At 47.6% G+C, this 12804-nt stretch carries 12 protein-coding genes; all 12 read right to left on the reverse strand.

Annotated features, from left to right (window positions below):
• Positions 1-29 precede the first annotated feature (29 nt).
• The 12 genes from deoC to hemW all read right to left on the reverse strand — a co-directional run bounded on the left by deoC (position 30) and on the right by hemW (position 12719).
• On the reverse strand, positions 30-695 hold the full coding sequence (gene deoC, locus MUN34_RS10290; protein WP_026829012.1) for a deoxyribose-phosphate aldolase: 666 nt from the start codon (positions 693-695) through the stop codon (positions 30-32).
• Positions 696-771: 76 nt separating this feature from the next.
• Positions 772-1656 (reverse strand): EamA family transporter RarD, encoded by an 885-nt coding sequence (gene rarD, locus MUN34_RS10295; RefSeq protein ID WP_247857731.1) that lies wholly within the window; start codon positions 1654-1656, stop codon positions 772-774.
• Between the two features lie 22 nt (positions 1657-1678).
• On the reverse strand, positions 1679-2554 hold the full coding sequence (gene rarD / locus MUN34_RS10300) for an EamA family transporter RarD (protein WP_026829014.1): 876 nt from the start codon (positions 2552-2554) through the stop codon (positions 1679-1681).
• Positions 2555-2613: 59 nt separating this feature from the next.
• On the reverse strand, positions 2614-3309 hold the full coding sequence (rluF, locus tag MUN34_RS10305; protein ID WP_247857732.1) for a 23S rRNA pseudouridine(2604) synthase RluF: 696 nt from the start codon (positions 3307-3309) through the stop codon (positions 2614-2616).
• Between the two features lie 125 nt (positions 3310-3434).
• Positions 3435-4769 carry a tRNA (N(6)-L-threonylcarbamoyladenosine(37)-C(2))-methylthiotransferase MtaB gene (gene mtaB / locus MUN34_RS10310; RefSeq protein ID WP_247857733.1) on the reverse strand — a complete coding sequence of 445 codons (1335 nt, stop codon included), beginning with the start codon at positions 4767-4769 and terminating at the stop codon, positions 3435-3437.
• A 5-nt stretch (positions 4770-4774) separates the two neighbouring features.
• Positions 4775-5521, reverse strand: coding sequence for a 16S rRNA (uracil(1498)-N(3))-methyltransferase (locus MUN34_RS10315; RefSeq protein WP_247857734.1), 747 nt, complete (start codon positions 5519-5521; stop codon positions 4775-4777).
• A 4-nt stretch (positions 5522-5525) separates the two neighbouring features.
• Positions 5526-6473, reverse strand: coding sequence for a 50S ribosomal protein L11 methyltransferase (gene prmA / locus MUN34_RS10320; RefSeq protein ID WP_026829018.1), 948 nt, complete (start codon positions 6471-6473; stop codon positions 5526-5528).
• Positions 6474-6496: 23 nt separating this feature from the next.
• Complete coding sequence (gene dnaJ / locus MUN34_RS10325) at positions 6497-7603, reverse strand: molecular chaperone DnaJ (RefSeq protein ID WP_012369687.1); 1107 nt, start codon at positions 7601-7603, stop codon at positions 6497-6499.
• Between the two features lie 133 nt (positions 7604-7736).
• Positions 7737-9563 carry a molecular chaperone DnaK gene (gene dnaK, locus MUN34_RS10330; RefSeq protein WP_247857735.1) on the reverse strand — a complete coding sequence of 609 codons (1827 nt, stop codon included), beginning with the start codon at positions 9561-9563 and terminating at the stop codon, positions 7737-7739.
• 60 nt (positions 9564-9623) lie between these two features.
• The gene (gene grpE / locus MUN34_RS10335) at positions 9624-10190 is read right to left on the reverse strand and encodes a nucleotide exchange factor GrpE (protein ID WP_247857736.1); all 567 of its coding nucleotides are present in this window, start codon (positions 10188-10190) and stop codon (positions 9624-9626) included.
• A 24-nt stretch (positions 10191-10214) separates the two neighbouring features.
• A complete protein-coding gene (gene hrcA, locus MUN34_RS10340) occupies positions 10215-11252 on the reverse strand; it encodes a heat-inducible transcriptional repressor HrcA (protein ID WP_026829021.1) in 1038 nt (345 codons plus the stop codon).
• A 306-nt stretch (positions 11253-11558) separates the two neighbouring features.
• Entirely contained in the window at positions 11559-12719 is a 1161-nt protein-coding gene (gene hemW / locus MUN34_RS10345) for a radical SAM family heme chaperone HemW (RefSeq protein ID WP_247857737.1), read from the reverse strand.
• Positions 12720-12804 lie beyond the last annotated feature (85 nt).

The raw sequence follows: 12804 nt of genomic DNA on the forward strand, positions 1-12804 counted from the left end.
AAAAGAACACGTCGGTCTATCAGATTAAATTAGTAATCGCTGTCTGAAGAACCACCTGTGACGATGGCGATTCCGGCAGAAGCACCGATGCGTGTTGCGCCAGCATCGATCATTGCTTTTGCGCCTTCGAAATCACGAACGCCGCCTGAAGCTTTAACACCGATGTCAGGTCCGACTGTTTCACGCATGAGACGGATATCTTCTACCGTTGCGCCGCCTGTCGAGAAACCAGTTGACGTCTTGACAAAATCTGCACCTGCTTTGACTGATAACTCAGCAGCTGTTTTAATTTCTTCTTTTGTTAAGAGACAGTTCTCGAAGATGACTTTGACGAGTGTCCCGTTTGCTGCTTCGACAACAGCACGAATGTCGCGTTCAACAAGTGAAAGATCGCCGTCTTTCAATGCGCCGATATTTAAGACCATATCGATTTCTGTTGCTCCGTTTTTGATGGCATCTTGTGTTTCAAATGCTTTTACTTCTGGTGTGTTTGCACCAAGTGGGAAGCCGATGACTGTACAGACTTTAACTGCGTCGTCTGATTTCAAAAGTTCTGCTGCGAGTGCTACGTTTGTCGGGTTGACACAGACGCTTGCAAATTTGTATTCGAGTGCTTCCTTACAAAGTGTTTCGATTTGAGCACGTGACGTTTCTGCTTTTAAAGCCGTGTGGTCGATCATTCCTGCTAAATTCATGATTCATTTCCTCCTTAAGGATATCCCTTAGACTCTGTTTCCATTCTATCATGCAAGAGGTCAGACTTCTATCTTTTTACGCGACTTTTCGTAACTGTTTTTTCCGAATCAATAAACCATTCAAGGTAAAGACAAGGGCAGCTGACCAAATGAATGTAAACGCAATCAAGTGCGTTCTCGTAAAGGGTTCATCATACAGGAGAACTCCGATCGCAAGCGACAACGTCGGAGCAACGAATTGCAGAAAACCAACGACTGTAAACGGAATCCGTTGCGCTCCAAATCCGAACAATAACAGTGGAACAGCGGTAATGATACCAGTCAAAAAGAGTCCGATCATCACAAAGGGAGACGACGTAAAAGTCTCTTGCCCACTGACACCCATATATCCTAAGAACAGGATGGCAATCGGTAACGGAGCAAGCGTTTCAATCGTCAAGCTGACCGTTGATTCAAGCGGTCGCTGTTTTTTGACGACTCCATAAAAACCAAAGCTGAAGGCCAGTGCGAGCGAAATCCAAGGAAACTTTCCATAGCCGATCGTCAGGATCAAGACACCAATCGTCGCAAGTAGAATCGCGAGCCATTCAATCCGCGACAGTTTCTCCCGGAAAAAGAACACCCCGAAAATGATGCTGACAATCGGATTGATGTAATACCCAAGCGATGCTTCGACGATAAAATTATGATTGACCGCCCAGATGTAGATGAACCAGTTCATGCTAATGATCAGTCCGTTCAGGAAAAAAAGACGACGGGTGAACGGGTTTTTCAATGCCCCCGTAAACTTCGGCAATGCTTTTTGAAGGGATAATAATAACAGTAAGAAAATAAACGACCAGACGATTCGGTGGGCTAATATCTCTTCACTCGAGACGGTCGCAAGTAATTTCCAGTAGATCGGCAACAAACCCCAAATGATATAGGCGGATAATGTTGCGATGAAACCTGAGTTATTCATGAATAATTTCCTCTTTTCTCAATCACGATACTTTTTTCATTTTCATTCGTCCGCTTGATATCCCACTGATTGTAAAGACAGCGACGGCCAGCCAAATGAACAAGAACGCGATGAAGTGAATCGGTGTAAAGACGTCATTGAATAAAAAGACTCCGAGAATCAAGGTCAAGGTCGGAGCGATATATTGTAAAATCCCGACATAGACGAACGGGATTTTCGGCATTCCGTATCCAAACAACATCAATTGAATGGCCGTTGCCACTCCTAACATGACGATCGCGAACAAGGCTTCCGTCGGGAGAGCAATCGGGTTCGCACCCGTTAAACCAAGCGTCAATACGGCAAACGGTAGCGTCACGAGTGTTTCAAGAAACAGACCAGATAACGGTTCTGCCGCTGCCTTCTTTTTCAGAACACCGTAAAAGGCAAATGAGATGGCGAGTGAAAACGCAATGATCGGAAACTTCCCGTAACCGAACGTTAAAATCAAGACACCCGTGATGGCACTGACGATTGCGAGCAGTTGGGCCCGATTCAGACGTTCACCGAAAAATAATAAACCGAACAAGACGCTGACCAGTGGGTTAATGTAATAGCCGAGTGACGACTCGACGAGATACCCTTCCCCGATCGCATATAAATACAAGGTCCAGTTCCCCCCAAGAACGAGTCCTGCTGCTAGAACGGTATTCCGTTGGCGTTTACTTTGCCAAAGTTGCTTGACGTGTTTAAATTTTCCTGTCAGTCGCAGTAATAACGTGACAAAGATAAAGGCACTGATGATGCGAATTGATACGACCGTCCACGCCGGTACTTCATCCGCGAACAGTTTGTAGATTGGCAACAAGCCACCAATCACATAAGCGACGAACGTCGCACTCATTCCACGTTTATCCACGATGAACCCCCTTCCATGTATACAAGTAAAGCCGCCATCATCATGGCGACTTTTTCAGCTTATTGTTGATCGAGAATCTCGAACAACGTCTTCATTTCTGACTCCGTCAAATCACGCCATTCACCGATTGGTAATTCGCCGAGTTCAACGTTCATGATCCGGACGCGTTGCAGGCGTTTGACACGGTAACCAAACTCTTTACACATCCGGCGAATTTGCCGGTTCAACCCTTGTGTCAAAACGATTCGGAACGTCCGCGACTCGAGCTGTTCGACGACACATTCTTTCGTCGTCGTTCCGAGAATCTCGACGCCGCCTGCCATTCCTTCGATAAACGTTTCCGTAATCGGTGCATCGACCGTCACGATATACTCTTTATCGTGATTGTTTTCTGCCCGTAAAATCCGGTTGACGATATCTCCGTCGTTCGTCAGTATAATCAATCCGTCCGAGTCTTTGTCGAGTCGTCCGATCGGGAAAATCCGTTTCGGATGATTGACGAAATCGATGATGTTGCCTTCAATGTCACGTTCCGTCGTACATGTAATGCCGACAGGTTTGTTTAAAATCAAGTACTCGAGTTCCGGTTTTGCTTGAAGCGGCTGTCCGTCAATTTCGACGGTGTCCGTTTTTTCGACCTGCGAGCCGAGCTCGGCGACGTTGCCGTTAATGGTCACACGTCCGGCATCGATGAGCTTATCTGCTGCCCGGCGGGAACAAAATCCTGTTTCGCTGATAAATTTATTGATTCGCATAAGTTGATGTCCTCTTTCTCTTTTGTAATCTTTACTCAGTGTAGCGTATCCGTTACCTGAAAACAAAATAATTTATCGACAGGAAAACAAAATTCGCCTTCCTGTAACCGGAAGGCGAATTCCTTTTAGATGGCTTGCTCTTTTAATGTCTCAAGGACGCGAACGAATTGCCCGTCATTCATCGGGTAACCTGCTTTTGTGATCTTGACGCGAACGAGTTGACCAATCAATGATTCGTCTCCTTCAATCGCGACACGTAAGTAATTATCAGTATATCCGACCAGACGACCGCCTGCTTCTTCCGAAAATTCTTCGGGAATGATTTCAAGCAGTTCATCTTCGTACTTCGACGCATATTCTTTGGCCAGCTGATCCGACAAGGCAATCAAGCGAGCAACACGTTGTTCTTTAACGTGCTCATCGACTTGTTCATCCATCATTGCAGCCGGTGTCCCGGTCCGTTTCGAATACGGGAAGACATGCAGTTCGCTGAACTTATGATCGTTGATAAAGTTAAACGTCTCCATGAACTCTTCTTCCGTCTCGCCTGGGAAACCGACGATGACGTCAGACGTAATCGCACAATCAGGCAGAACTTCCTTCAGACGCGTAATCCGTTCTCCGAACTCTGCCATCGTATATTTCCGGCGCATCCGGCGCAAGACCGTATCCGACCCCGATTGAATCGGAACGTGGAGATGCCGGACGACGATTGGCGAATCTTTAAGAACGTCCAGCACTTCATCCGTGATTTGACTCGCTTCAATGGACGAAATCCGGAGCCGTTCGAGACCTGTCACGGATTCCAGAGCTTTTAATAATTTCGCCAAGTTATAGTCTTTTAAGTCTTCCCCGTAACCACCTGTATGAATGCCGGTCAGGACAATCTCTTTGTATCCTGCATCGACAAGCTGTTGCGCCTGCTTCAGGACATCTTCCGGTTGGCGCGAACGCATCAGACCACGTGCCCAAGGAATGATACAGAACGTGCAGAAGTTGTTGCATCCTTCTTGAATCTTCAAGGAAGCCCGTGTCCGGTCGGTAAAGGCCGGCACGTCGAGTTCTTCGTACACTTTCGCTTTCATGATGTTACCGACAGCGTTGATTGGCATCCGTTCTTCACGGAACTGTTCGATATAACCAATCATCTTATGACGATCCTGGGTGCCGACGACGACATCGACTCCTGGAATCGCCATGATTTCAGCCGGTGACGTCTGCGCATAACAACCTGTGACACAGATAACACTGTCCGGATTTTGACGGATGGCCCGTCGAATGACTTGCCGGCTCTTCTTGTCGCCCGTATTCGTTACTGTACATGTATTGACGACGTAAACGTCGGCATGATCTGCAAAGTCGACACGTCCATATCCCGCATCCTTGAACAGTTGCCAGACGGCTTCTGTCTCGTAATGATTGACTTTACAACCAAGCGTTTGAAAGGCTACCGTTGCCATTTCACTCACCCTTTCAATTCAAAATGATACGATACGGCGGATAGAACGTAGAGTGGTGCCGTTTCCGTCCGCAAAATCCGTCGTCCGAGTGATGCCGGCACGAATCCGCCAGCGGTTAACCGCGTTACTTCTGTTTCCGTCAGTCCACCTTCCGGACCAATCACAACCAATAAGGAGTCGCCTGACTGAAGCTGGGACAACGTCGAAGCAAAGGCTGCCGCCTCCCCTTCTTTCGCCGATTCTTCGTAAGCAATCAGACACGCTGTATAGTCAGCTGCACGGTGTAGGACTTCATCATACGTCACATACTCAATCGTCGGCAAGTGTGCCCGGTATGATTGTTCTGCTGCTTCTTTGCTGATTTTTTGAAGCCGTTCCAGCTTCTTCGGGATTTTTTTCGCATCCCACTTCGAGACCGAACGGGCCGATTCAAACACAAGCAACCGGCTGACACCAAGTTCTGTCGCTTTTTGTGCAACGAGCTCTACTTTATCCCCTTTTGGTAAAGCATAAGCAATCGTCACGTGAATTGGAAGTTCCGTCTCAATCGGGAGTTCTTCGACAATTTGGGCGACAGCGGATTGTTTATCGAGCTGGTCAAGCCGGCAACGAAACAGTCCTGTGCCGTCTAACACTAAAATCTCATCTCCGACATCCATCCGCATGACATTTTTCATGTGATGCGCGTCGTCTTTTGACAGTGTAAAGGTATTTCCCGCACGTGCGGTCTGTTCGACGAAATATCGTTGCATCGGCTTAAGCCTCGCGTTTCGCGATAATCGCGACCCAATCCTCAAGCTTCGTCGTCTCGACGATGGTGAATCCGGCGGCTACCATCGCGTCACGCACCATATCTTTTTTCTGACCGATGATTCCGGAAGCGATGAAGTGACCGCCCGGTAAAGTCAGTTCATAGGCATCGTTGACGAAAAGTAAGATGACTTCGGCTAAAATGTTCGCGACGATCAACTCAACCGGTTCTTTGAGTTCTTTCATTAAATCGCCTTGACGGACCGTGACTTGCTGGCTGACTTTGTTTAACGCCACATTGTCTGTTGCCGAACGAACCGCGACTTCATCTAAATCAAGCGCAAAGACATCTTTAGCCCCGAGTTTGGCTGCTGCAATCGCCAGAACACCTGAACCCGTTCCGACATCGACGACACGGTCGTTGTCTTTCAGATAATTTTCAATCGCCTGGATACAGAGGACTGTCGTCGGATGCGTTCCTGTTCCAAATGCCATCCCGGGATCGAGTTCGATGATCTTTTCATCCGGTTGCGGTGTGTAGTCTTCCCACATTGGAACGACCGTCAAATGACGGCTGATTTTAACGGGTTTATAAAACTGTTTCCACGAATGGGCCCAGTCTTCTTCATCGACTTGTGTCAGCGTGACAGTTCCTGCACCAATCGTCAGACCGAATTTCGTCAGCATCTGAATGTCGCGTTCGATTCCTTTAATCGTATCCGTCAAATCACTGCTTTCCGCAAGATACGCTTTGACGAGTACACCGCTGTCCGGGTATTCGTCGCGCTTCTTCTCATCCCAAATCTCACCGAAGTTATCTTCACGATGTGACATCATTTCGAAATCTTCGACGTCCTCGATGACGACACCGCTTGCTCCTGCTTCATGTAAGATGTTCGAGACTGCTTCGATTGCTTCTTGTGTCGTATGGACACAGACTTCTGACCATTTCATTTCCTGTCACGCTCCTTTAGTGATCACCCTGTAAAGAATGTTTTGATGCGGCTGAATACGCCTTCGTGTTGTTCTTCGACACCTTTTTCATCACTGATTTCGTTGAACTCACGAAGCAGTTCTTTTTGACGGTCCGTCAGATTTTTTGGTGTGATGATGACGACATTGACATACTGATCCCCGTGATGGCCTGAACGGACGTTTGGCATCCCTTTGCCACGCAAACGGAACCGTGAACCGGTTTGTGTACCGGCCGGAATTTTCAAGCTGACTTTCCCGTGAACAGTCGGTACTTCGATTTCATCTCCAAGCGTCGCTTGTGCGAAAGTGAGCGGCATATCCATGACGATATGGTCATCAACGCGTTCAAATAATTCATGTTCCCGAACACGGACGACGACATACAAATCACCGAACGGTCCGCCGTTCACACCGGCTTCCCCTTTACCTGCTAACCGGATTTGTTGACCATTGTCGATCCCGGCTGGAATCTTGACGCGGACATCTTTATTTTTACGGACACGACCGGCTCCCCGGCATGTTTCACATGGTTCTTTGACGATTTGTCCACGACCGTGGCATGTCGAACACGTCGTTTGATTGACGACACGTCCAAACATCGTATTTTGCTCGACGTTGATGTGTCCTGATCCACCACAACGTTTACATGTTTCCGGATGTGTTCCCGGTTTAGCACCTGAACCGTGACACGTTCCGCAATCTTCTTCGACTGGAATCGTAATGACTTTCTCGACACCAGAGAAAGCTTCCATGAAGTCGATTTCTTCGACATATTGTAAATCCTGTCCTTTACGCGGGGCATTCGGATCTTGACGGCGTCCGCCACCGAAGAACATATCAAAGATGTCGCCGAACCCTTCTGCTCCACCAAAGCCACCGCCTCCTTGCGATGGATCCTGGTGACCAAACTGGTCGTAACGGGCACGTTGATTGTCGTCTGACAAGACTTCATAGGCTTCCGACAACTCTTTGAATTTTTGATCGGCATCCGCCTCTTTATTGACATCCGGATGATAAGTCCGAGCTAGTTTTCGGTAAGCTCGTTTAATCTCTGCTGCTGAGGCATCGCGCGCGACGCCTAACACTTCATAATAATCGCGTTTTTCCACGTGCATTCTTCCTCTCTTTAGGTCCGATTCATTTCATACTGTTTGATTTTACCGAACTTCAGGCGACATGGAAAGAGCCAAAGCGCGGATTACGCTTTGGCTCTCTCTAGCGCCCGAAAAATCGGTCGGTTACTTATTTGTTGTCTTTGTCGTCGACTTCTTCAAATTCAGCGTCCATGACATTGTCATCTTGTCCGCCTGCTTGCGCACCTTCAGCGCCCGCTTGTTGTTGAGCCATGTTTTCGTAGACTTTTTGTGTCAATTCTTGAACAACCGTTGATAATTCGTCTTTTGCAGCACGAATGGCTTCGACGTCTGTTCCTGCGAGTGCAGTTGTGACTTTTTCTTTTGCCGCTTCAGCTTTTTCTTTATCTGCTGCGTCAATTTGCTCGCCAAGATCTTTGACTGCTTTATCTGTTGCGAAGACGAGTTGATCCGCTTCGTTGCGAAGTTCTACTTCTTCTTTACGTTTGTTATCAGCATCTGCGTTTGCTTCTGCATCTTTGACCATTTGGTCGATGTCCGCTTCAGTCAAGCCGCTTGATGATTGGATTGTAATCGATTGTTCTTTGTTCGTACCAAGATCTTTCGCTGATACGTTAACGATTCCGTTTGCATCGATATCGAATTTAACTTCGATTTGCGGCACACCGCGTTGTGCTGGCGGAATGTCCGTCAATTGGAAACGACCGAGCGTTTTGTTGTCTGACGCCATTGGACGTTCACCTTGAAGAACATGAATGTCAACGGCTGGTTGGTTGTCAGCAGCAGTTGAGAAGACTTGTGATTTCGAAGTCGGGATCGTCGTGTTACGGTCGATCAGTTTCGTCATCACGCTACCCATTGTTTCGATTCCGAGTGAGAGTGGTGTTACGTCGAGAAGGACAACGTCTTTGACGTCCCCTGTCAATACGCCACCTTGAACAGCTGCTCCGAGGGCAACGACTTCATCCGGGTTAACCCCTTTGAACGATTCTTTGCCTGTGAAGTCTTGAACAGCTTTTTGAACCGCAGGAATACGTGTTGATCCACCAACGAGGATGATTTTGTCAATTTTGTCCGGTGTCATGCCAGCATCGCTGAGGGCACGACGTGTTGGTGCCATCGTCCGTTCTACGAGATCAGCTGTTAAATCGTCGAACTTCGCACGTGACAATGTCATTTCAAGGTGAAGTGGACCTGCTGCGCCAGCCGTGATGAACGGAAGGCTGATTTGTGTCGAAGAGACACCTGAAAGATCTTTCTTCGCTTTTTCAGCAGCATCTTTTAGACGTTGAAGCGCCATTTTATCTTGGGCAAGATCAATGCCGTTGTCTTTTTTGAATTCTGCAACCAAGTGGTCGATGATTTTTTGGTCAAAGTCATCTCCACCAAGACGGCTGTCGCCGGCAGTTGAAACTACTTCGAAAACACCGTCTCCAAGTTCAAGGATCGAAACGTCGAATGTACCGCCACCTAGGTCATAGATGAGGATCGTGTGGTCTTCGCCTTTTTCAAGACCGTAAGCAAGTGCTGCTGCCGTCGGCTCGTTGATGATCCGTTTGACGTCAAGACCAGCGATTGTCCCTGCATCTTTTGTTGCTTGGCGTTCTGCATCGTTGAAGTAAGCAGGAACCGTGATGACCGCTTCCGTTACTTTTTCACCGAGGTAGTCTTCTGCTTGTGCTTTGAGTTTTTGAAGAATGATGGCAGATACTTCTTGTGGTGTGTAGTCTTTGCCTTCGACTTCAACTTTATAGTCTGTACCCATGTGACGTTTGATCGACATGATTGTGTTCGGGTTTGTGATGGCTTGACGTTTTGCGACTTCCCCGACTTGACGCTCGCCGTTTTTGAAAGCAACGACAGATGGTGTCGTACGGTTTCCTTCAGCGTTTGCGATAACGACAGGCTCTCCGCCTTCCATTACTGCGACACATGAGTTTGTTGTTCCTAAGTCAATACCAATGATTTTTGCCATGATAAATTCCTCACCTTCGAATAGTTAGTTTAGTAGTGTTAAATCAGATCGTAACGTAGATTATTCTGCGACTTTGACCATACTTGGACGAATGACACGATCGTGTAATTTGTATCCTTTTTGGAATTCCGCTGTGACGACACCTGATTCGTGTTCTTCACTCGGCTCTTGAACGACTGCCTGATGCAGGTTCGGATCAAAGGCTTCTCCAACAGCTGGAATCTCAACGACGCCCTCATTTTGGAGTGTTTCCACCAATTGACGTTTGACCATCTCGACACCCGCTAAAACAGACTTCGTTTCTTCGTTGTCCGATTCGATTTGAAGCGCACGGTCAAGATTATCGACTAATGGAAGCAATTTCTCGACGATGGTCTGAGAAGAATACTTCGCACGGTTTTCGGCTTCAATCCGGTTCCGGCGTTTAAAGTTGTCAAAATCCGCACGAAGGCGTAATTCTGATGCTTTTGCTTCCGCAAGTTGTGCTTCAAAGTCGGGTGCAGCCGGTTCTTCAACGAGATCCGCCTGGACGACCTCTTCTTCTGTTACTTCAACTGTTTCTGCTTCTGTTTGTTGCTCGGTTGTTTCTTCAGTATTGAGGTTTTGATTCTGCTTATTTTCTTCCACTCTGAATCGAGCCCCTTTCTATATTCAATCCAAGTTGTTTTTACGCAACTCGGTTTGGAATGCTTGTAAAAGATGAATGATCGAATTGATGCCTCGATTATAATCCATCCGTTTTGGACCAATCAGGGCCAATGTTCCGAGCGAGACGCCGTCAACGGAGTAATGAGCACGAATCACACTGCAGTCTTTCAGGGCATCGACGTTATTTTCGCTGCCGATTGTAATCAAAATCTGATTATCCAGACTTGGACTCAAGAAATCGAACAATGCTTCCTGTTGCTCGATCAACTCGAGGACCGGACGCAGTTTCGCGACATCCTGAAACTCAGGTTGATCAAACATGTTCGCTTTCCCCCCAAGATAAATCAAGGGACGTTCCTCATGCTGATCCGTCAAGACGATGTCGAGTGCTTTTGACAGCAGGGTCGTCTGCTCCGAATGTTCGGAACGGAACCGTCTGATTTCTTCGAGCAGACGGAGACGCAATTGACTGAGCGGCGTTCCGCGTAACGTTTGGTTCAGCCGTTCCATCAGGCGACTTGCCGCCTCACGTGAGAGGGCTTCCGCGAGCTGAAGTGTCTTATGTTCGACGTGACCGGTTTCTGTCACGAGAACGATAACGACACGTCCTTCCGCCAAGGGAATCAGTTCTAAATGATGGAGACGTTGTCCTTCTTCTTTTGGACCTAATACAAGCGTCGTATAATGTGTCAATTCGCTCAACAAGTCCGCTGTATGTCGGATCAACCGATCATTTTCATTCACGGAATGGGCAAATAACGATTTTAACGCTTTTGCCTCTTGCGGTGAGATGCTTTCCGGACGAATCAGATGATCGACATAAAATCGATATCCGAGCTCGGATGGAATTCGGCCGGCAGAAGTATGCGGCTTTTCAATCAATCCCATTTCTTCGAGGTCCGCCATCTCATTTCGAATGGTCGCGGAACTGAACGTCACGTCACTCCGTTTCGAGAGCGTCCGTGAGCCGACGGGTTGAGCGGTTTTGATATAATCATCGACGATTGCACGTAAAATCAACAATTGGCGATCCGTCAGCACCTTCTTCACCACCTTATTTTGTTAGCACTCACTTTTGGCGAGTGCTAATTACATCTTTACTATAAGGAATCCTGGAAATGATGTCAACCAATTTGCTGAACCCTTTGAAGACTTTCCCATTCTGCGATACAGTGAAACAAACAAGAAAAGGATGAGGTATATGCTCGAACTGTTTTCAATGGCCGGTGTGTTCGTCTGGGTGTTCATCGCGATCATCGGAACAACCGCCTACTTTTTACGAAAACCAAAAAAATAAAACGGCGTCCGCATACTTTTGTATGGACGCCGTTTTCATTCGTACGGATCTTAACTATTCAGTTCCCCTTCGACTTCCGCTTCTCCGATGAACTCGGCAAATACTTCGTTTGCGAGCGGTACACCGGCATCCGTTAAACACAGATGAGTCGCCGTCCGCTCGACGAGTCCGCGCGGCAATAACTTCGCAATCGTCTGCCCGAAGACGTGATCGAGTGAATAGCCGTATTTTTCTTCAAAGTGTCGTTCCGACACTCCTTCTTTCATTCGTAACCCGAGAAACATCTCTTCTTCCATCCGTTCAACTTCCGTTAACGGTGTCTCATTGCGGACCGGTAAACCTTCCGCTTTAATGTAGTGTGGAATCGGTGCGATGTTTGCCCGGCGTGTCTTGTTAATATAACTGTGCGAGCCGGCACCGAATCCATAATATTCGTCGTTTTCCCAGTAGACCCGGTTATGCCGGCTTTCCCGACCCGGTAAGGAAAAGTTTGAAATCTCATATTGTTGCAATCCGCCGGCTTCAATCGTTTCAATCATTAAACGGTACATATCCGCTTCTAAATCCTGCGTCGGTAACGGCAACTTCCCTTTTCGTTCCTGAATCGCAAAAACTGTATGCGGCTCAAGAATCAACGAGTACGACGAGATATGCGTGATCGGCAAACGTAATGCCCGTTCGACATCATACCGGACTTGTTCAAGCGTTTGGTTCGGTAAGCCGAACATCAAATCAACCGAGATGTTGTCAAACCGTTTTGCCGCATGATCAAGTGTCTCGGCAACTTTCGCTTCCCGGTGCGTCCGGCCGATCCGCTCGAGTAATCCGTCGTCAAAGGACTGAACCCCAAAGCTGACCCGGTTGACGCCGCCTGCTTTCATGATGTCGAGTTTTTCTGGTGAGACGCCGTCCGGATTGGATTCGACCGTATATTCGAGTGTTGCGTCCGTCAGCGGCAGGAGATGCTTCGCGATGATATCCATCAGACGTTGCATCTGGACTTCATTTAAAGCTGTCGGTGTCCCACCACCAATAAAGATCGTTTCGAGCCGATCGGTCGGATACTGTTGTAATGTCAGCTCGATTTCCCGTTCTAACGCATCGAGATATTCTGCAACCGGCTGATTTTTTAAAAAGACTTTATTAAAGTCACAGTAATAACAAATATGTTCACAAAACGGAATGTGGACATATGCGGCGCGTGGAGTCATTTCGCCTCATCCTTTCTTCACTTAAACAGACTTTCTTTACTTAAACAGAAAAAGGGTGCGCCAGAAACGCCCCCTTTGTGTCTTC

Origin of the sequence: Exiguobacterium sp. 17-1, from assembly GCF_023096305.1 — a bacterium.
Taxonomy (GTDB): domain Bacteria; phylum Bacillota; class Bacilli; order Exiguobacteriales; family Exiguobacteriaceae; genus Exiguobacterium_A; species Exiguobacterium_A sibiricum_A.